General features: G+C 72.4%; 17 protein-coding genes. 8 read left to right on the forward strand and 9 right to left on the reverse strand.

Annotation, left to right across the window (positions count from 1 at the left end; translation table 11 throughout):
• The 7 genes from ACWEN6_RS40300 to ACWEN6_RS40330 form a co-directional block, all read right to left on the reverse strand.
• On the reverse strand, window positions 1–384 hold a 384-nt coding region (locus tag ACWEN6_RS40300; protein ID WP_452577438.1), incomplete at its 3' end, for a hypothetical protein.
• A gap of 63 nt (window positions 385–447) precedes the next feature.
• Window positions 448–669 carry a gas vesicle protein GvpG gene (locus ACWEN6_RS40305; RefSeq protein ID WP_452577440.1) on the reverse strand — a complete coding sequence of 74 codons (222 nt, stop codon included), beginning with the start codon at window positions 667–669 and terminating at the stop codon, window positions 448–450.
• A gap of 13 nt (window positions 670–682) precedes the next feature.
• Complete coding sequence (locus tag ACWEN6_RS40310) at window positions 683–1,624, reverse strand: GvpL/GvpF family gas vesicle protein (RefSeq protein ID WP_452577442.1); 942 nt, start codon at window positions 1,622–1,624, stop codon at window positions 683–685.
• A 1-nt stretch (window position 1,625) separates the two neighbouring features.
• Window positions 1,626–2,033, reverse strand: a complete 408-nt coding sequence (gene gvpJ / locus ACWEN6_RS40315; RefSeq protein WP_452577443.1) for a gas vesicle protein GvpJ — start codon at window positions 2,031–2,033, stop codon at window positions 1,626–1,628.
• Window positions 2,034–2,055: 22 nt separating this feature from the next.
• Entirely contained in the window at window positions 2,056–3,480 is a 1,425-nt protein-coding gene (locus ACWEN6_RS40320; RefSeq protein WP_452577445.1) for an SRPBCC family protein, read from the reverse strand.
• Between the two features lie 6 nt (window positions 3,481–3,486).
• Window positions 3,487–4,197 (reverse strand): hypothetical protein, encoded by a 711-nt coding sequence (locus tag ACWEN6_RS40325; protein ID WP_452577447.1) that lies wholly within the window; start codon window positions 4,195–4,197, stop codon window positions 3,487–3,489.
• Between the two features lie 271 nt (window positions 4,198–4,468).
• Entirely contained in the window at window positions 4,469–4,948 is a 480-nt protein-coding gene (locus tag ACWEN6_RS40330) for a peptide deformylase (RefSeq protein ID WP_354845241.1), read from the reverse strand.
• Between the two features lie 230 nt (window positions 4,949–5,178).
• Between ACWEN6_RS40330 and ACWEN6_RS40335 the strand changes: the two genes are divergently transcribed.
• The 7 genes from ACWEN6_RS40335 (at window position 5,179) to ACWEN6_RS40365 (ending at window position 15,115) form a co-directional block, all read left to right on the forward strand.
• Entirely contained in the window at window positions 5,179–6,543 is a 1,365-nt protein-coding gene (locus ACWEN6_RS40335) for an MFS transporter (RefSeq protein ID WP_354845244.1), read from the forward strand.
• 279 nt (window positions 6,544–6,822) lie between these two features.
• Window positions 6,823–9,003, forward strand: coding sequence for a molybdopterin oxidoreductase family protein (locus tag ACWEN6_RS40340; protein ID WP_452577449.1), 2,181 nt, complete (start codon window positions 6,823–6,825; stop codon window positions 9,001–9,003).
• The gene (locus ACWEN6_RS40345) at window positions 9,000–10,403 is read left to right on the forward strand and encodes an FAD-dependent oxidoreductase (protein WP_452577451.1); all 1,404 of its coding nucleotides are present in this window, start codon (window positions 9,000–9,002) and stop codon (window positions 10,401–10,403) included. The genes ACWEN6_RS40340 and ACWEN6_RS40345 overlap by 4 nt, the downstream gene beginning before the upstream one ends.
• Window positions 10,400–12,835 (forward strand): nitrite reductase large subunit NirB, encoded by a 2,436-nt coding sequence (gene nirB, locus ACWEN6_RS40350; RefSeq protein ID WP_452577453.1) that lies wholly within the window; start codon window positions 10,400–10,402, stop codon window positions 12,833–12,835. Before ACWEN6_RS40345 ends, nirB begins: the two co-directional genes overlap by 4 nt.
• Window positions 12,832–13,200, forward strand: a complete 369-nt coding sequence (nirD, locus tag ACWEN6_RS40355; RefSeq protein ID WP_380832497.1) for a nitrite reductase small subunit NirD — start codon at window positions 12,832–12,834, stop codon at window positions 13,198–13,200. The genes nirB and nirD overlap by 4 nt, the downstream gene beginning before the upstream one ends.
• Window positions 13,197–14,366 carry a uroporphyrinogen-III synthase gene (locus ACWEN6_RS40360; RefSeq protein ID WP_452577455.1) on the forward strand — a complete coding sequence of 390 codons (1,170 nt, stop codon included), beginning with the start codon at window positions 13,197–13,199 and terminating at the stop codon, window positions 14,364–14,366. The genes nirD and ACWEN6_RS40360 overlap by 4 nt, the downstream gene beginning before the upstream one ends.
• Complete coding sequence (locus ACWEN6_RS40365) at window positions 14,363–15,115, forward strand: sirohydrochlorin chelatase (protein ID WP_452577457.1); 753 nt, start codon at window positions 14,363–14,365, stop codon at window positions 15,113–15,115. The genes ACWEN6_RS40360 and ACWEN6_RS40365 overlap by 4 nt, the downstream gene beginning before the upstream one ends.
• On the opposite strand, the gene ACWEN6_RS40370 is transcribed toward ACWEN6_RS40365, so the two are convergent.
• Window positions 15,087–15,665 carry a hypothetical protein gene (locus ACWEN6_RS40370; RefSeq protein WP_354845264.1) on the reverse strand — a complete coding sequence of 193 codons (579 nt, stop codon included), beginning with the start codon at window positions 15,663–15,665 and terminating at the stop codon, window positions 15,087–15,089. The two genes, ACWEN6_RS40365 and ACWEN6_RS40370, sit on opposite strands and share 29 nt — an antisense overlap.
• A 342-nt stretch (window positions 15,666–16,007) precedes the next feature.
• Complete coding sequence (locus ACWEN6_RS40375) at window positions 16,008–16,865, reverse strand: PAC2 family protein (protein ID WP_452577459.1); 858 nt, start codon at window positions 16,863–16,865, stop codon at window positions 16,008–16,010.
• 242 nt (window positions 16,866–17,107) lie between these two features.
• Here ACWEN6_RS40375 and ACWEN6_RS40380 point away from each other — a divergent pair.
• Window positions 17,108–19,407: homocysteine S-methyltransferase family protein (locus ACWEN6_RS40380; RefSeq protein ID WP_452577461.1), on the forward strand; the 2,300-nt coding region annotated here is incomplete at its 3' end.

Here is a 19,407-nt window from a genome sequence, read left to right on the forward strand (position 1 = left end):
CGTCCCGGCCGTCCCGGCCGTCCCGGCCGTCCCGGCCGTCCCGGCCGTCCCGGCCGTCCCGGCCGTCCCGGCCGTCCCGGCCGTCCCGGCCGTCCTGGCGGGACGCCGCGTCCCCCGGGGGGCGTCCTCCTCCTCGCCGTAGCGGCCGTAGACGTCCCCCGCGCCCGCATAGTCCGCGTCGTCCATGTCGTCCATGTCGTCGCCGTCGTCCATGTCGTGGCCGTCGTCCGTGTCGTCCATGTCCTCGGTGGAGTCGGCGGGGCCGGGGTACTGGGTGTGGCCGGTGTACTCCTCGTCCCTGGTGTTCTCGCGGGCCGGGTCGTACGTGTAGCGGTCCTCACCGGCACCGGCCCGCCGGTCGCGGGGTCTGCGGCTGCCCGGCACGACATCACCTCCTTGCTCCCCGGCGGCTCCCCGGCGCCCGGAGCCGGTGCGGCCGGCCGCCCGCTAGCCGATCATCCGTTGCAGGATCTCCTCGGTGGCGCGGGCGCTCTCCTCCTCCGAGATCAGGCCCGCGGCCCGCGCCTCCTCCACCTCCTCCAGTTGCCGCCGCACCGCCGCCGGGTCGCGCAACTGGTGCTCCACCTGTTCCTCGATGAGCTCACCGAGCCGGATCAGCGCCTCCACCGGCGCGAGCGGCCAGCCGAACAGCAGCTTGACCAGGCCCATCGTCCAAGCACCTTCATCCCTGCGTGTCGACGAAGTCATAGGGCGCCTGCGGGCCGAGCAGACGCAGCGTGACGCGGTCGGCCCAGCGGCGGCCGAACTCCTCGAGGGCCCGCTCGAACTCCTCCTGCCGGTCGGTGTCCACCAGCACGGCCAGGTGGGCGGCGTCCTCCTCGTGGGTCGGCTCCCTGATGACGACCGCGACCGCGTGCGGGGCGAGCCCTTGGGCGAGCATCTGGGTGTCGGCGTCCCTCTTGACCTCGACGGCCCGGTTGATGATCTCGCCGAGCCGGATCCGCGCGTCCCAGGTCGCCTCCTCGGGCAGGCCGCGGATCTCCTCGCGGAGCCGGGCCGCCTCGGGCTCCTCGGCCAGCACCTCGCGCAGGACGGTGCCCTCCTCGTAGCGGCCCTTGACGACGAACTGGACGCGTCCCTCCAGTTCCTCCAGCGCGGAGCGGAACCGGTCGTGATGGGGGGTCAGCAGCTCCGAGACGATCGCCTCGGGGCTCTCCATCACCGCGCCGAAGCGCAGGGGGAGCACCGGCACCTCGGCGGCCACGTCGTCCAGCAGGTTCTGGTGGGCGACGAGGTCCTGGGGCCTGCCGAGCGGGCGGGTGAGGCGCAGTTCGCTGACCAGGGCGGCGATGTCGCGGTGACGTACCAGGGCGATCTCTCCTGGCGGGTCTCCCACCCCGCGGGGCTCGGGGGTCAGCTCGACGTCGGAGGGCAGGATGCCGTAGATGTAGGACGCCGTCGCGCGCTCCTGCCGCTGCTCCGGGACGCCGGTCCGCTCGCCCGCCCTCCCGGCGGCGCCGGCGGCGGCCCGGCCGGAGGCCTCCGCGGTGACGGGACCCGCCTCGCGCGTGTCCGCGTCCTGCACGGCGCCGCCGGGCCGGCGGCCGGCGGCCTGCTCCTGCTCGGACCCCGGGGCGGCGGGGCCGGAAGTGGAACGGGCCATCTCAGTACTCCTCACGCCGGCGCCTGCGGGGCGCGGGCTGCTCGTCGGACTCGGTGATGAAGTCGCGCAGCTTCTCGCCCGCCGCCTCCAGGGCGCCCTGGGCGATGCCCTTGGTCTTGGACTTGGCCACGCCCGTCGTCATGTCCTGCATGAGCTCGGGAAGCCCCTTCTGGCCCTCCGAGATGTCCAGCCGGTTGACCGCCTGGGCGAACCGCAGGTAAGTGTCCACGCTGGCGACGACGATGCGCGCGTTGATGGTCAGCAGTTCGATGCCCACCAGCGCGACGCTGACGTAGGCGTCGATCACCAGTCCCTTGTCGAGGATCGTGTCGATCACGTCGGCGAGTCCGCCGCCCGATGAGTTCGGCCGGCCGGCAGGCCCGCCGCCCGAGGGCTGCACGATGGTCATACGCTCCACTCCTCGCTGCCGGTCACCGGCCTGTGTCCCTCGGCTCGCGCGCGGATCCGCGCCGGCCCGCGCGCCCGGACTCCTCGCCCTCGGGGCGCCGCCGCGCCCGGGGTTCCCCGCGCCCGCCGGCCTCGGTGCCGCGCCGGCGCGCGGGCGGCTCCGGTTCCTCCTCCTCGGCGGGCTCTGTCCGGCGGGCTTGGCGGCGCGGCTCGGCGGCCGGGCTCCGGCGCGCCTCCTCCGGCCGCCTGGGGCCCCAGGGAAGCCGCCGCCTGCGGCGCTCCTCGCCGGCCCCCTCACGCCTGGCCTCCGTCGCGCGCCGTCCGCGCCGCGGCTCCTCCTCGGGCTCCTCGGGCTCCTCGGCCTCCTCGGGCTCCTCCTCAGGCTCCTCTTCGGGCTCTTCTTCGGCCCGCGCCGTCCGGCGTCCGCGACGGGGCTCCTCCTCGCGGCGGCCCCGGGGCTCCTCTTCTTCCCCGGCCTCTTCCTCTTCGCCCTCTTGAGGTTCCTCGCCCCGCTCGGCGGCCTCGGCCTCCTCGGGCTCCTCGCCCTCTTCGTACTCGACCTCTTCGCCCTCTTCGTACTCGGCTTCCTCGCCTTCCCCGGGCTCGCGCTCGCCGCGGCGCTCGCGCTCCTCGCGCTCCTCCTCCTCGCGCATGGCGGTCTCGTGGTCCTTGACCACCTCGCCCTCGTGGATGACGCCCCGCCACCCCTCGACCTCCTCCGGATGGAGCAGGTCCTCGTTCATGACGTGCCGGCGGATGTGCTTGAACTCCAGGCGGGCCCTGCGGCCCTGCGCCCGCCAGATGGCGCCGATGTGCTCCATCAGCCCCTTGGGGTGGTACTCCAGCGCCAGCAGCACCCTTGTCATGTCAGGGGTGACGTCGTGGAAGGTGACGCTGCCGTCCACGTAGCCCTTGGCGCCCTGCGAGCGCCAGATGATCTTCTCGTCGGGCACCTGCTCGGTGATCGTCGACTGCCAGGTGCGGCGCGACCAGAAGATCTTCGCCTGCCAGGTGAGCTTCTCGTCGCTCTCCTGGACGACCTTCTCCACCTTCTTGGTGAAGTTCGGCCAGTCCTGGAACTGCGTCCACTGGTTGTAGACCACGCGGACCGGGGCGCCGAAGTCGAGCGACTCGATGATGTTGTGGAACTTGAGCTTCTTGCCCTTGGCGCCGCGCCCGCCGAAGCCGAGCTTCTTCTTCAGCCCTCCGAACGCGAGCTTGGCCAGCCCCTTGACCCGGCCGAACTTGCCCTCGCCCCCGGCGAGCTGTCCAATGGTGCGCATTCCGCCGTTCTCGGCGAAGTCGGTCAGCTGCCGGGTGGTGCTCTCCACCCGGCGCCGCACGGCCGCGAGGGCGAGCTTCCCGGCGACGCCGGCGAGGCCGCGCATCTGGCTCTTGATCGGGTTCGCCGCGGCGGCGCCGGGGCCTTCCCTTCTCGGTTCCGCCATGGCGGCTCACCCCCGGGTGCGGTGGACGGGCCGCGAGCGCGGCGGCGGCTGGTCGCGGACGACGCGGCCGCGCGGCGGGGGTTCGTCGTCGTCCTCCGGCTCCTCCTCCTCGCGCGCGGGACGCCGCGTGTCGCGCCCGGCGGGCCGGCCCCGGTCCTGCGGCGGCCTGCGCCGAGGGGGCGCCTCCTCCTCGTACTCGTCCTGTTCCCCGTAGTCCTCCTCGTACGGCTCTTCCTCTTCCAGGTCCTCCTCCGGCGCCGGTTCGGCGGGGCGGCGCACCCGCGACCTGGCGGTGCGCAGGCCGCCGGCGGCCCGCTCGCGCAGGCTGGTGACTCCGCCCTTCGCCGTCTTGGCGGCCTCTCCGGCGGTGCCGGTCACCTCCTCCTCCAGGCCCGCCGCCACGTTGGCCGCGTGCTGGAGGGCTTCGGCCCGGTCCTGCAGCTTGCTGCTCAGCGAGCTGACCTGCCTGCTCGCCGCCGCCTTCGCCGCGGCCTTGCCGGCTTCGAACAGCTCGCCCCGGACGCTGTTGACGATCTTCTCCAGCTCGGGGGAGGAGCTCGCGAGCTTCAGCCCCTGCTCGATCAGGTTGCCGCGCGCGCCCCCGAGCCTGCCCGTGGCGCCCGCCACCCCGAGAGCGACCGCGAGCTTGAACCTGCGGTGCCGGCCGAGGAAATAGCCGAGGGCGACGGCCAGGGCCACTTTCAGTCCGCCTGTCACGATTGCCTCCTTCTCCGGCTTCCCGTCTCGGGATCCGCCCGGCGAGCCGCCTCCGGTGCCCCGCCCGGGGGATGGAGGGTCCGGCCTGGCGCCGGTTCGGTATGTGCGGGAAGCGGGACGCCCCCGATGTGGAAGCGGCTCGGCTCGGGCGCGCTTCCGGATCGTCGGTTGCCCTACCCGGCCACATTCCGACAGAACACGCGTTGCCGGAAAAAAGGGACATAGGGCCCCAGATGTTGGATCGTGTGCCGATGCGGCGGCGCGGGGCGGCTCAGGCCATGGCGGCGTCGAACCGCGCGCGCTCCTCCTCGGTGAGGCGGTCGCGGAACAGGATGCCGTCGAGATGGTCGACCTCGTGCTGCAGCACGCGGGCCAGCATGCCGAGCGCGCGGACCGTCACCGGCTTGCCGTACATGTCACGCCCGCGGGCGACGACCGAATAGGAGCGTTCCAGCGGCCACCACAGGCCCGGTGCCGACAGGCACGCCTCGTCGGCGACGACGGTGCGCTCGGACAGCTCCAGGCGCGGGTTCACCAGGTGGCCGGCCCTGCCGTCCAGCTCGAACGTCAGCACGCGCAGCGACACCCCGATCTGCGGCGCGGCGAGCCCGGCCCGTCCCGACCCCGCCCGGGTGGTCGCCTGCAGGGCCTTGACCAGGTCGCGCAGCGAGCGGTCGAAGCTCGTCACCGGCTGTGCCACGGCGCGGAGCACCGGGTCGGAGAAGAGCCTGATCTGCCGGACGCCGGTCATGCCCGCTCCCGTGGGTGACGACACTGTGTGGAAGTTTCCCGGAAACAATGCCCGATCGGCCGCCCAGGCAATCTTTGTTAATTCGATGTTGCCGTCGTGATGCCTGTGCATCACATGTTTCGCCCGTGCGTCGGAAGTAACCCCGATATCTGACATTCGTCGCCGGGTGGTGTGATCCCGCTCGTTACCTTCGGAGCCTCCCGACCCCCGGAGCATACGAAGGAGGAACCGTGACGGTGACGGAGGCAACCCGTACCGCGGCGGCGAGAGGCCGCTGGATCACCGACTGGCGGCCGGACGACCCCGGCTTCTGGGACGGCCGCGGCAAGGGCGTCGCCCGCAGGAACCTGCTCTTCTCGATCTTGGCCGAGCACCTCGGCTTCACCCTCTGGACCGTCTGGAGCATCGTCGCCGTCAAGCTCGGCTCCTACAAGTTCTCCACCGACCAGCTCTTCTGGCTGGTCTCGGTGCCCAACCTCGTCGGCTCCACCCTGCGGCTGCCCTACACCTTCGCGCCCGCCAAGTTCGGCGGCCGCAACTGGACGGTCGTCAGCGCGCTGCTGCTGCTCATCCCCGCCTGTCTGCTGGCCGTCGCGGTGAGCAGCCCCGGCACGCCGTACTGGGCCTTCCTGCTCATCGCGGCCACGGCAGGGCTCGGCGGCGGCAACTTCGCCTCCAGCATGGCCAACATCACCTACTTCTACCCCGAGCGCAGACAGGGCTGGGCGCTCGGCCTCAACGCCGCCGGCGGCAACATCGGCGTCAGCTCGGTGCAGCTGGTCATGCCGCTGGTGATCACCGGGTTCGGGCTGGCCGCCGCCGGGCTGTTCTGGGTGCCGTTCATCGTCCTGGCCGCCCTGGGCGCGTTCTTCTTCATGGACAACCTCGCGACCGCCAGGGCGAGCGCCAGGGACCAGCTCAAGATCGCCGGCCGCGCGCAGACCTGGATCATGTCCTTCCTCTACATCGGCACCTTCGGATCCTTCATCGGCTACACCACCGCCTTCCCGCTGCTCATCAAGAGCCAGTTCCCCGAGCACGTCTCCACCGTCACCTGGGCCTTCCTCGGAGCGCTCGTGGGCTCGCTGATCAGGCCGGTCGGCGGCAGGCTGTCGGACCGGCTCGGCGGCGGGCGGGTCACCCTGTGGAACTTCGGCGCCATGGGCGTCGCCGTCGCGCTGGTCGGAGTGGGGGTCTCCACCCACAGCTTCGCCTTCTTCTTCGTCTCCTACCTGGTGCTGGTCGCGCTGACCGGCGTGGGCAACGGCTCGACGTACCGCATGATCCCGGCCATCTTCCGCGCCAAGGCCGTCGAGGGGATCTCGCCGGAGGACGGCGCCGCCTACGAGGCCGCCCTGGCCACCGGCAAGCGCGACAGCTCCGCCGCCGTCGGCATCATCTCGGCCGTCGGCGCGTTCGGCGGGTTCTTCATCAACCGCGGGTTCGGCACCTCGATCGCCGCGACCGGCGGCGCGGGCGCCGCGCTGATCGCCTTCGCGTGCTTCTACGTGCTGTGCGCGGGGCTGACCTGGTTCTGCTATCTGCGCACGGTGGGGGCGCGGCTGGCCCCGAGCCTGGCCACCGCACGCGTCTAGAGCCCGCGTCCGGGGGAAACGCCCGGGCCGCGCCGGGGGAACGCCGGCGCGGCCCGGGCCCGCGCGTGAGGGCGCAGTGCCCCCGCAGTGCCCCCGCAGTGCCCGCAGTGCCCCCGTCATGCCCGCGCCGTGCCCCCGCCGTGCCCCGCGCGCACCGTCCGGACACCGCGAGGTGCGCACACCGGGCCCGCGCCCGATGTGAACACGGTTGGCGGCTTGTAGCACAGAGGTAACAGGAGGGACCCAACGGTGAAACGGCCTGAAAGCACCATCGAACCCATGCCGACCTCACTTTCCCCGCCGGCGTCTGTGATGACGCCGGTCCACCTGGGAGAGGCGACGCATTGCCCGTACTGCGCCCTGCAGTGCGGCATGTACGTCAGCGGAGGGTCCGGCCGGGAGGCGGGCGGCACGCTCACCGTCACCCCGCGCCACGACATCCCTGCCAACGCCGGAGGGCTCTGCCAGAAGGGCTGGACGGCGGCCGAGCTGCTGACCTCCGGCGTGCGCCTGACCACGCCGCTCGCCCGCGCGAGCCGTACCGCGCCGCTTTCGCCGGTGAGCTGGGAGGAGGCGCTCGACCGCGTCGCCGGGGCGGTCCTCGCCCTCCAGGCCGAGCACGGCCGCGACGCGGTGGCGGTGTTCGGCGGCGGCGGCCTGACCAACGAGAAGGCCTACCAGCTCGGCAAGTTCGCCCGGGTGGCGCTGCGCACCAGCCAGATCGACTACAACGGCCGCTTCTGCATGTCCTCGGCCGCCGCCGCCACCAACCGCGCGTTCGGCATGGACCGCGGGCTGCCGTTCCCGATCACCGACATCGCCGAGGCCGACGTGGTGATGATGGCCGGCGGCAACGTCGCCGAGACCATGCCCCCTTTCCTGCGGCACCTGCGCGACACGCTCATCGTGGTGGACCCCCGGCAGACCCGCACGGCCAAGCAGGCCGCGCTGCACCTGAAGGTGACCCCGGGCACCGACCTCGCGCTCGCCCTCGGGCTGCTGCACATCGCCATCACCGAGGGGTACGCCGACCAGGACTACATCGCCGCCCGCACCACCGGGTTCGGCGCGGTCCGCGAGTCGGTGGCCGCGTGGTGGCCCGAGCGCGTCGAGCGGATCACCGGCGTGCCGGTCGCCTCGATGCGCCAGGCGGTCCACCTGCTCGGCACCGCCCGCAAGGCCATGATCCTCACCGGCAGGGGCGCCGAGCAGCACTCCAAGGGCGTCGACACCGTCACCGCGTTCATCAACCTCGCCCTGGCCCTCGGCCTGCCCGGCCGCGCGGGCTCCGGGTACGGCTGCATCACCGGGCAGGGCAACGGCCAGGGCGGGCGCGAGCACGGGCAGAAGGCCGACCAGCTCCCCGGCTACCGCAGGATCGACGACCCGGCCGCCCGCGCCCACGTCGCCGCCGTCTGGGGCGTCGACCCCGGTGAGCTCCCCGGCCCCGGCCGGTCGGCCTACGAACTGCTGGACGCGCTCGGCACCGGCGGCGGGCCCAGAGGGCTGCTGGTGTTCGGCTCCAACCCGGTGGTGTCGGCCCCGCGCGCCGCCCACGTCACCGAGCGGCTGGCGGCGCTGGACCTGCTGGTGGTCTCCGACTTCGTGCTGTCGGAGACCGCGGCGATGGCCGACGTCGTGCTGCCCACCACCCAGTGGGCCGAGGAGCACGGCACCATGACGAACCTGGAGGGCAGGGTGCTGCTGCGCAGGCAGGCGGTCACCCCGCCGCCCGAGGTGCGCAGCGACCTGGCCATCCTCGCCGGGCTGGCCGCGCGGCTCGGCCGTGAGGAGGGCTTCTCCGACGACCCGCGCACGGTGTTCGACGAGCTGCGCCGGGCCAGCGCGGGCGGCGTCGCCGACTACGCCGGCATCACCTACGAGCGCATCGCCCGCGAGACCGGCGTGTTCTGGCCCGCGCCCTCCGAGGACCACCCCGGGACCCCGCGCCCTTTTCTGGACCGCTTCCCGACCCCGGACGGCCGCGCGAGGTTCGTCCCGGTGGACCACCGGCCGGTGGCCGAGGACGTCGACGACGACTACCCCTGCTACCTGACCACCGGCCGGGTCCTCGCCCACTACCAGAGCGGCGCCCAGACCCGGCGCGTGCGGGCGCTGAACGAGGCCGCCCCCGAGCCCTACGTCGAGCTGCACGCCGACCTGGCCGAGCGCCTCGGCGTCGTCTCCGGCGACATGGTCGAGGTGACCAGCCGCAGGGGCTCGGTGCGGGTGGCCGCCCGCGTCACCCGCGCCATCCGGCACGACACGGTCTTCATGCCCTTCCACTGGGAGGGCGTGAACCGCCTCACCAACCCGGCCCTGGACCCGACGTCCCGGATGCCGGAGTTCAAGGTCTGCGCCGTGCGGGTCGAGCGGTCCGATGAGGGACCGCCCGGGCGCGACGACGCTGACCCGCGGGCCACCACGGCGCCGCGGGCCGATCGGGGGAGGAACACGTGAGGCTGGTCGTCATCGGCAACGGCATGGCCGGGGCCCGCCTGGCCGACGAGGTCAGGGCGCGCGACAAGGACATCCGGATCACGGTGTTCGGCGCCGAGACCCGCGGGCCCTACAACCGGGTCCTGCTGTCCAACGTGCTCGCCGGCACCGCGAGCCCCGAGCAGGTGCGGCTGCCGGCCCAGCCCGACGGGGTGACCACCCGGCTCGGCGTCACGGTCACCGCCATCGACAGAAAGGCCCGCACCGTCCGCACCGACGACGGCGCGGCCGAGCCGTACGACGTGCTGGTGCTGGCCACCGGCAGCGAGCCGGTCGTGCCGCCCATCCCGGGCGCCGACCGGGCCATCGCCTTCCGCACCATGGACGACTGCCACCGCATCCTCGCCGCGGCGGCCACCGCGACCGGCGCCATCGTGGTCGGCGGCGGCCTGCTCGGCGTGGAGGCGGCGCGCGGCCTGGCCGGGCGCGGGATGCCGGTCACCCTGCTGCACCTGGCCGGCCACCTCATGGACCGCCAGCTCGACGCCGAGGCCGGCCTGGTGCTCGGCGAGGCGCTGGCCGGGCTCGGGGTGACGGTCAGGACCGCCGTCCAGGTGACGGCGATCCACCCGCACGGCGTCGAACTGGCCACCGGGGAGGTCCTGGCCTCGGAGCTGGTGGTGCTCGCCTGCGGCGTGCGGCCGCTGGTCTCCCTCGCCAGGGACGCCGGCCTGGAGGTCAACCGCGGCGTCGTCGTGGACGACCACATGCGCGCCTCCGACCCGGCGATCTACGCGATCGGCGAGTGCGCCCAGCACGACGGCACCGTGTACGGGCTGGTGGCCCCCGCCTGGGAGCAGGCCGCCGTGGTCGCCGACCTGATCACCGGCGCCGACCGCGCCGCCAGGTACCGCGGCTCGCGCCTGGTCACCCGGCTCAAGGCCAGAAGCGTCGAACTCGCCTCGATGGGAGAGGCGCACCTGAACGAGGACCCTTCGGGAGAGGTGGAGGTGGTCCGCTTCACCCACCGGGCGCGCGGCATCTACCGCAAGCTCGTCATCAGGAACGACCGGCTGGTGGGGGCGATCCTGCTGGGCGAGGCGCCGACCGTGGGGACGCTCACCCAGCTGTACGACCGGGGCGGGCCGCTGCCCGGCGACCCGGCCGGGCTGCTGTTCCCCTCGTCGGTGGAGCACGCGACGCCGGCCGACAGCCCGGTGCGCATGCCCGACTCCGCGCGGGTGTGCGAGTGCAACAACGTGACCAAGGGCCGCATCCGCGCCTGCTGGGAGGCGGGCGCGCGCGACACCGCGGCGGTGGCGGCGGCCACCAGGGCCACGACCGGCTGCGGGAGCTGCCGGGACGCGGTCGAGGGGATCATCGGCTGGCTGTGCGAGCAGGAGGAGGAGGTCCGCGCGTGAGGATCGTCGTGGTGGGGTACGGGCCGACGGCCCACCGGTTCGTGGAGACCCTGGCCGATCGCGGGTTCACGGGCACGATCACCGTCCTGGGGGAGGAGCCCAGGCCCGCCTATGACCGGGTGGCGCTGACCTCCTACCTCACGGACGCGTCGCTCGCGGACCTGACCTATCCGGACCCGGGCGGCCCGACGACCGTGCGGCTGGCCGACCGGGTGGCGTCGATCGACCGCGACCGCCGTGTGGCGGTCACCGCCGGCGGGCACGAGGAGCCCTACGACGTCCTGGTGCTGGCCACCGGCTCCTCGCCGTTCGTGCCGCCGGTGCCCGGCGCCGAGCACGCCTTCGTCTACCGGACCATCGACGACCTGGACGCCATCCGCGCCGCCTCGGTGGGCGCCGCCTCCGGCTCCGGCGTGGTGGTCGGCGGCGGGCTGCTCGGCCTGGAGGCCGCCGACGCGCTGCGCGGCCTGGGCCTTTCCACCCACGTCGTGGAGATGGGCGGCTGGCTGATGCCCCGCCAGGTCGACGAGGGCGGCGGCTCGGTGCTGCGCGGGCACATCGAACGGCTCGGCCTGGCCGTGCACACCGGCACCGGCCTGAACCGCATCGAGCCCGGCAAGGTGGTCCTGGCCGACGGCACCGAGATCGACGCCGGCGTGGTGGTGTTCTCCGCGGGCATCCGGCCGCGCGACGAGCTCGCCCGCGGGGCGGGGCTGCCCGTGGGCGAGCGGGGAGGCGTCGTCGTCGACGAGGGCATGCGCACCGCCGACCCGGCCGTCTACGCCATCGGCGAGTGCGCCCTGGTGGGCGGCATGGTGTACGGCCTGGTCGCCCCCTGCTTCACCATGGCCGAGGTGGCCGCCGACCGCATCCTCGGCGGCGTCTCCGCCTTCACCGGCGGAGACCTGTCGGCCAAGCTCAAGCTGCTCGGCGTGGACGTCGCCAGCTTCGGGGAGCTGTCCGGCGCGCTCGACGTCACCTACATGGACCCGGTGGCCGGCGTCTACAAGAGGCTGTTCATCAGCGACGACGCCCGCACGCTGCTCGGCGGCATCTGCGTCGGCGACGCCACCCCCTACAGCCTGCTGCGGCCGATGGTCGGCAGGGAGCTCAGCGCCCCGCCGAGCGACCTGCTGTTCGCCGGGGCCGGAGGCGCGGGGATGTCGGGCGCCGACTTCCCCGACGACGCGCAGGTCTGCTCGTGCAACAACATCACCAAGGGGCAGATCAGCGCCGCCATCACCGAGATGGGGCTCACCGACGTCGCCGGGGTCAAGAAGTGCACCCGAGCGGGCACCAGCTGCGGCAGCTGTGTGCCGGCGCTGGCCTCCATCCTCGCCTCCGAGGGCGTCGCGCTCAGCAAGGCGCTGTGCGAGCACTTCGAGTACAGCAGGCCTGAGCTGTTCGACATCGTCCGCGTCCGCGGCATCACCACCTTCTCCCAGCTCATCTCCGAGCACGGCAGGGGACGCGGCTGCGACATCTGCAAGCCGGCGGTGGCCTCCATCCTCGCCTCGCTCAACGGCGGGCACGTGCTGGAGGGCGAGCAGGCCGCTCTGCAGGACACCAACGACCACTTCCTGGCCAACATCCAGCGCAACGGCACCTACTCGGTCGTGCCGCGCATCCCCGGCGGCGAGATCACGCCCGAGAAGCTCATCGTGATCGGCGAGGTGGCCCGCGACTTCGGCCTCTACACCAAGATCACCGGAGGGCAGCGCATCGACCTGTTCGGCGCCAGAGTGGAGCAGCTTCCCAAGATCTGGAAGCGGCTGGTCGACGCCGGGTTCGAGTCCGGGCACGCCTACGGCAAGGCGCTGCGCACCGTGAAGTCCTGCGTCGGGTCCACCTGGTGCCGGTACGGCGTGCAGGACTCGGTGGGCATGGCCATCGCCCTCGAACTGCGCTACCGGGGACTGCGCTCCCCGCACAAGATCAAAGCGGCGGTGTCCGGCTGCGCCCGCGAGTGCGCCGAGGCACGCGGCAAGGACTTCGGGATCATCGCCACCGAGAACGGCTGGAACCTCTACGTCGGCGGCAACGGCGGCTTCAAGCCTCGCCACGCCGACCTGCTGGCGAGCGATCTGTCCGACGACGAGCTGATCCGCGCCATCGACCGCTTCCTGATGTTCTACATCCGCACGGCCGACCGCCTCCAGCGCACCTCCACCTGGCTGCAGGGCATCGGCCTCGACTACCTCCGCGACGTGATCATCAACGACTCGCTCGGCATCTGCGCCGATCTCGACGCCGGGATGGAGCGGCACGTGGCCGGCTACTTCGACGAGTGGCGTGCCACGGTCGACGATCCCGACAAGCTGCGCCGGTTCGTCAGCTTCGTCAACGCCCCCGACACCCCTGACCCGTCCATCGTGTTCGAGACCGAACGCGACCAGATCAAGCCCGTCCTCCTGGAGGTGACACGCGCATGACGATCATTCAGAACGGCCCGGCGACTCAGGCGAGCACCGGCACCACGTGGGAGCCGATCTGCGCCTACACGGACCTGCTGCCCGAAAGGGGCGCCGCGGCCCTGGTCGGCGGCCACCAGATCGCGATCTTCCGCACCTTCGACGGACGCCTGTTCGCCGTCGGCAACCGCGACCCCTACAGCGGGGCGTACGTGATCTCCCGCGGCATCGTGGGAACCCGCGGCGAGGAGCCCGTCGTCGCCGCCCCCATGCACAAGCAGCCGTTCTCCCTGACCACCGGCGTGTGCCTGGACGACCCGGCGACGGCCCTGCCGATCTACCCCGTCCGTGTCGCGCGCGGCACGGTCGAAGTGAGCGTGGCATGACGGCGGCCCTGTTGGAGGACCCCATGGTGGCGCCGGAGACGGCTCCCGACGCCCTGGCGGGCTTCACGATCGGGGTGACCGCGACCCGCCGCAAGGAGGAGTTCGCGGCCCTGCTCGAACGGCGGGGCGCCCGCGTGGTGCGCGCGCCCGCGATCCGGCTGGTGCCGCTGGCCGAGGACGCCGACCTGCTGGCCGCCACCCGGGAGTGCCTGAAAGGCCCGGTCGACGACGTCGTGGTCACCACCGGTGTGGGCTTTCGCGGCTGGGTGGCGGCGGCCGAGGGGTGGGGGCTGTCGGTCGACCTGGCCGACCACCTCGCCAGGGCGCGCCTGCTGCCCCGCGGGCCCAAGGCGCGCGGGGCCGTGCGCGCCGCCGGGCTCAACGACCACTGGACGCCGCCGACCGAGTCCTGCGAGGAGATCAAGGACTACCTCCTCGGCCAGGACGTGCGCGGGCGGCGCATCGTGGTGCAACTGCACGGCGAGCCGCTGACCGGGTTCGTCGCCGACCTCCGCGCGGCCGGCGCCACCGTCATCGAGGTGCCCGTCTACCGCTGGCTGCCCTACCGCGACCCCTCGCCGCTGCGCCGCCTGATCACCCAGGCGATCTCCGGGTCGGTGGACGCCGTCGCCTTCACCAGCGCCCCCGCCGTGCTGGCCATGCTGAACGCCGCACGCGCCGAGGGGCTGGAGGAGGCGCTGGTCGAGGCGTTCGGCGGCCCGGTGGTGGCCGCGTGCGTCGGCCCGGTGACCGCGGCGCCGCTGGTGGCCAGGGGAGTGCCGGTCATCCAGCCGGAGCGTTCGCGGCTCGGCTCGCTGGCCCGCACCCTGGCCAGGCACCTGCCCGCGCACAGCGTCACCCGGGTCACCGCCGGCGCCCACGAACTGGAGATCCGCGGCCACGCCGTCGCCGTCGACGGAGAGCTCAGGCCGCTGCCGCCCGCTCCGATGGCGGTGCTCAAGCGCCTGGCCGAACGGCCCGGCCACGTCGTCCCCCGCTCCGACCTGCGCGTCGTCCTGCCCGGCGGCCCCTCCCGCGACTCGGCCGAGCACGCGGTCGAGATGGCCGTCACGCGCCTGCGCCGCGCCCTCGGCCCCTCGGGCATCGTCGAGACCGTCGTCAAACGCGGCTACCGCCTGGCCTGCGACCGGCCGGAGGTCCGATGACGCTCGTGCTGGCCGCCCACGGCACCCGCAGCGCCGAGGGGGAGGCCACGCTGGCGGCCCTGGCACAGCGGGTGCGGCGCGCGCGCCCGGGGCGGCGCGTCGAACAGGCGTACCTGGAGATCAGCTCCCCGCCGCTCGCCGAGATCCTCCCGCGCGTCCCAGGGCCGGTGGTCGTGGTGCCCCTGCTGCTGGCCGGCGGCTACCACGTCCACATCGACCTGCCCGCGGTGGTCGCGCGGGCGCGGCCGGACGCGCTGGTGGCGCGCCCGCTCGGCCCGCACGCGCTGCTGACCTCGGTGCTCGCCCGCCGGCTGGCCTCCGCCGGGTTGCGGCCCACCGACGCGGTCGTGCTCGGCGCCGCCGGGTCCTCCGATCCCGCGGCGGTCGCCGACGTGCGCGCGGCCGCCCGGCTGCTGTCGGTGCGGCTGGCCCGCCCGGTGACGGCGGCGTTCGCCTCGGCGGCGGCGCCGTCCCTGGCACAGGCCATGGAGCGCCTGCGCTCGGGCCCGGCGCCTCGCGTCGTGCTCGCCTCCTACCTTCTGGCCCCCGGGTTCTTCCAGAGCCGTCTGGAGTCCGCCGGGGCCGACGTGGTGAGCCGGCCGCTCGGCGCGGACGACGACCTCGCCGCGCTGGTCTGGCACAGGTTCGACGAGGCCGCCGTCCGGACCGGCGTGCCGGTGCCCCGGCCGCCCGCGGGCGGCAGGCAGGCGGCCGGCGTGCTCAGGAGAGCGCAGGCGCCCGGGGTGTGACGGCCTCCAGCCGCAGCTCCCGTACGATCTCCACCGCGCCGTCGTCGCGGGACAGGCCCGAGCCGGCGCCGATGAGCATCTCGTAGTAGGCGTGCCGGAAACACCCGGCCAGCAGCAGGCGGGCGCTCGCCTCGGGGGTGACGTCCGGCGCCACCCGGCCGAGACCGCGCTCGGCCTCCAGGTACTCCGCGAGCGGGGCGATCTCGGAGGCGGGCCCGAGCTGGGTCTCGCGCAGGGCCTCGCGGAAGCGGACGGTGATCGAGGGGGAGATGAACGCGGGCATCGCCGCGGCCTGGACCTCGGCGTAGTAGTCGATGCCGGCCCGGGCGACCGGCAGCAGGTTGTCGTTCACCCGTCCCTTGCCGGCCATGTTCATCAGGTCGTCGAGGGTGTGCAGCCAGACCGGCAGACGGTCCTGCAGGAGGGCGAGGAACGTCTCGACGGCCTGGGCGGGGGTCGTGCCGCGTAGCTGGGGGTAGGGGCGGGCGTCGCCGGTGCGGCCGGCGTCGTCGCGGATGCGGGCGTCGTCGCCCGCCTCGTTCCGTTTCATGAACACCGACATCTCGAGGACGCGTCGCCGCGTCTCCTGTGCTCTCTTGTGCGGATCAGGATATGGAGTCGCCATGGGGGTCCCAAGGTGCGCAGTCACATGTGTAGGTTCAGCACGCGGTCGACGCCGTTCACGATGTTCGCGGATTCGTGCCCGTCCCCGTTATCGAATCGTTGCCGCCCGCGTGGTGCCGCCCGGGATCAATGGTGCGGAAGGGGCGCAGCGGCCAATTATTACCAGAAAGCCGCGCCCGCCGTAGCGAATAACGAGAAGTATGCGAAATGCGGTTTATCGGGGCCGACACGACCAATGTCGATATATGCGCACTTTCTCCGGTTCGCGTCAGCCGCCGTCGTCGTCGTGGTCGCGCCGCCGCAGGTAGCGCTCGAACTCCGCCGCGATCGCGTCGCCACTGGCCTCCGGCAGGTCGGCGGCGTCCTTGCGCTCCTCGAGCTCGCGGACGTACTCGGCCACCTCGGAGTCCTGCGAGGCGAGCTCGTCCACCCCGTGCTCCCAGGCCCGCGCCTCCTCGGGCAGCTCGCCGAGCGGCATGGGGATGTCCAGAAGGTCCTCGATGCGGCGCAGCAGGGCCAGCGTGGCCTTCGGGTTGGGGGGCTGGGCGACATAGTGCGGAACCGACGCCCACAGGGAGACGGTCTTGGTGCCGGCCGCCCCGAGGGTGTGCTGGAGGACCCCGACGATGCCCGTCGGGCCCTCGTAGCGGGTGAGCTCGAGGTTGAGAGCGCGCGCGAGCCCCGGATCGCTCACCGACCCCACGATCGGGACCGGCCGGGTGTGCGGGGAGTCGTTGAGCAGCGCGCCGAGCAGCACCGCGGTCTCGACGCCGAGCTCCAGGCAGATGGCCACGATCTCGGCGCAGAACGTGCGCCAGCGCATGTTCGGCTCGATGCCGCGCAGCAGCACCACGTCGCGCTCGCTGCCGGGCGGGCGCGCCACCAGCAGCCGCGTCGTCGGCCAGATGATCGACCGCGTCACGCCGTCGCCCAGCTCGACCACCGGGCGGGTCACCTGGAAGTCGTAGTAGTCCTCGGGGTCGAGCTCGACCAGAGGGGTCGCCTTCCACTCCGACTCGAGATGCGCCAGAGCGCCGCTCGACGCCTCTCCCGCGTCGTTCCACCCCTCGAACGCGGCGATCAGCACCGGGTCGACGAGCTCGGGAAGTCCTTCGAGCTCGATCACGCGCCGCCTCCTTGCTGCCTGGCCGAGACCGCACGCGACTGCCGGCGCGATCTCGAACGGCCGCCGGCGGCGGCCTTGTACCCGACCAAGCCTATTCGTTGAGGGGTGCCCGGTGTCACCGAGAGGGCCGAGGGAGCCCGCCGGGGCCGGGGGAACGGCGCCGGTTCGCCGGTCGCGATCGCCGGCCCGTCCCGCCCCCGGCTCCGGGCGATCGCGCCATGGCTCCCGCTAGGCTTGTGCGCATGAATAACGCAGCGTCCTTCAGGCAGGCCATGTCCGAGCGTGTGATCGTCGCGGACGGGGCCATGGGGACGATGTTGCAGGCCTATGACCCCACGCTCGATGATTTCGATGGTCATGAGGGTTGCAATGAGGTGTTGAATGTTACGCGTCCTGACATTGTGCGGGGGGTGCATGACGCGTATTTCGCGGTGGGTGTTGATTGTGTGGAGACCAACACGTTCGGGGCGAATCTGGCGGCGTTGGCGGAGTATGACATCGCTGGTCGGGTGTGGGAGTTGTCGCTGGCGGGGGCGCGGTTGGCGCGGGAGTCGGCTGATGAGTGGGCGGCGGGGGATGGCCGGGCGCGGTTCGTCCTTGGGTCGATGGGGCCGGGGACGAAGTTGCCGACGTTGGGGCATGTGCGGTTCGGGCAGTTGCGTGATGCGTATGAGGCGAATGCGGCGGGGTTGATCGCGGGTGGGGCTGATGCGTTGATCATTGAGACGTGTCAGGACTTGTTGCAGGTGAAGGCTGCGGTGGTGGGGGCGCGCCGGGCGATCGAGGCGGCGGGGCGTGATGTGCCGGTGATCGCGCAGGTGACGATCGAGACCAACGGGGCGATGTTGTTGGGGTCGGAGATCGGTGCGGCGTTGACGGCGATCGAGCCGTTGGGTGTCGATGTGATCGGGTTGAACTGTGCGACGGGTCCGGCGGAGATGTCGGAGCATTTGCGGTATTTGGCCAAGCATGCCGGGGCGGGGGTGGCGTTGTCGTGTATGCCGAATGCGGGGTTGCCGGAGTTGACCGCGGATGGGGCGCGGTATCCGTTGTCGCCGGCGGAGTTGGCGGATGCGCATGAGGGGTTCACCGGTGAGTACGGGTTGGCGTTGGTGGGTGGGTGTTGCGGGACGACGCCGGAGCATCTGCGGCGGGTGGTGGAGCGGGTCGGTGGGCGTGAGGTGATTGCGCGGCGGCCGCGTCCTGAGGCGGGTGCGGCGTCGTTGTATGCGCATGTGCCGTTCCGGCAGGACACCTCGTATCTGGCGATCGGTGAGCGGACCAATGCCAATGGGTCCAAGGCGTTTCGTGAGGCGATGCTGGCGGGGCAGTGGGAGGAGTGTGTGGACATCGCGCGGGCGCAGTCGCGTGATGGGGCGCACATGTTGGATCTGTGTGTGGATTATGTGGGCCGGGACGGGGTGGCCGACATGGCGGAGTTGGCGTTCCGGTTCGCCACGGCGTCGACGTTGCCGATCGTGCTGGATTCCACCGAGCCGGGGGTGATCGCGGCGGGGTTGGAGATGCTGGGTGGCCGGGCGGTGGTCAACTCGGTGAACTACGAGGACGGTGACGGGCCGGATTCGCGGTTCCAGCGGATGATGCGGTTGGTGAAGGAGCACGGCGCCGCGGTGGTCGCTTTGACGATCGATGAGGAGGGTCAGGCGCGTACCGCGCAGTGGAAGGTGGCGGTGGCGACCCGCCTGATCGAGGACCTGACGGGTAACTGGGGGATGCGGGTCGAGGACATCATCGTGGATTGTCTGACCTTCCCGATCGCGACGGGGCAGGAGGAGACCCGCCGGGACGGGCTGGAGACGATCGAGGCGATCGGTGAGCTCAAGCGGCGTTACCCGGGGGTGCAGACCACCCTGGGGTTGTCGAACATCTCCTTCGGGTTGAACCCGGCCGCGCGGATCGTGCTGAACTCGGTGTTCTTGCACGAGTGTGTGAATGCGGGGCTGGATTCGGCGATCGTGCATGCTTCGAAGATCGTGCCGATGGCGCGGATCCCGGATGAGCAGCGTCAGGTGGCGTTGGACATGGTCTATGACCGGCGGCGGGAGGGTTATGACCCGCTGGCGCGGTTCATGGAGTTGTTCGCGGGGGTGGATGCGGCGTCGTTGCGGCAGAGCCGGGCGGCGGAGCTGGCGGGGTTGCCGTTGTGGGAGCGGTTGAAGCGGCGGATCATCGATGGGGAGCGTAAGGGGCTGGAGGGTGATCTGGAGGAGGCGTTGTCGCAGCGCCCGGCCCTGGAGATCATCAACGACGTTCTGCTTGAAGGGATGAAGACCGTCGGGGAGTTGTTCGGGTCGGGGGAGATGCAGTTGCCGTTCGTCCTGCAGTCGGCTGAGGTGATGAAGGCCGCCGTCGCCTACCTGGAGCCCCACATGGATCGGGTGGAGGGTGAGACCAAGGGCCGGATCGTGCTGGCCACGGTCAAGGGGGATGTGCATGACATCGGGAAGAACCTGGTGGACATCATCTTGTCGAACAACGGCTATGAGGTGATCAATCTGGGGATCAAGCAGCCGGTGTCGGC

The organism is Sphaerisporangium sp. NPDC004334, from assembly GCF_053602655.1.

Bases quoted from the DNA above. Each gene is read 5' to 3' on its own strand.
- ACWEN6_RS40305 (WP_452577440.1), bottom strand. From the start codon at position 669: ATGGGCCTGGTCAAGCTGCTGTTCGGCTGGCCGCTCGCGCCGGTGGAG.
- ACWEN6_RS40310 (WP_452577442.1), bottom strand. From the start codon at position 1,624: ATGGCCCGTTCCACTTCCGGCCCCGCCGCCCCGGGGTCCGAGCAGGAG.
- gvpJ (WP_452577443.1), bottom strand. From the start codon at position 2,033: ATGACCATCGTGCAGCCCTCGGGCGGCGGGCCTGCCGGCCGGCCGAAC.
- ACWEN6_RS40320 (WP_452577445.1), bottom strand. From the start codon at position 3,480: ATGGCGGAACCGAGAAGGGAAGGCCCCGGCGCCGCCGCGGCGAACCCG.
- ACWEN6_RS40330 (WP_354845241.1), bottom strand. From the start codon at position 4,948: ATGACCGGCGTCCGGCAGATCAGGCTCTTCTCCGACCCGGTGCTCCGC.
- ACWEN6_RS40340 (WP_452577449.1), top strand. From the start codon at position 6,823: ATGCCGACCTCACTTTCCCCGCCGGCGTCTGTGATGACGCCGGTCCAC.
- nirD (WP_380832497.1), top strand. From the start codon at position 12,832: ATGACGATCATTCAGAACGGCCCGGCGACTCAGGCGAGCACCGGCACC.
- ACWEN6_RS40360 (WP_452577455.1), top strand. From the start codon at position 13,197: ATGACGGCGGCCCTGTTGGAGGACCCCATGGTGGCGCCGGAGACGGCT.
- ACWEN6_RS40365 (WP_452577457.1), top strand. From the start codon at position 14,363: ATGACGCTCGTGCTGGCCGCCCACGGCACCCGCAGCGCCGAGGGGGAG.
- ACWEN6_RS40370 (WP_354845264.1), bottom strand. From the start codon at position 15,665: ATGAAACGGAACGAGGCGGGCGACGACGCCCGCATCCGCGACGACGCC.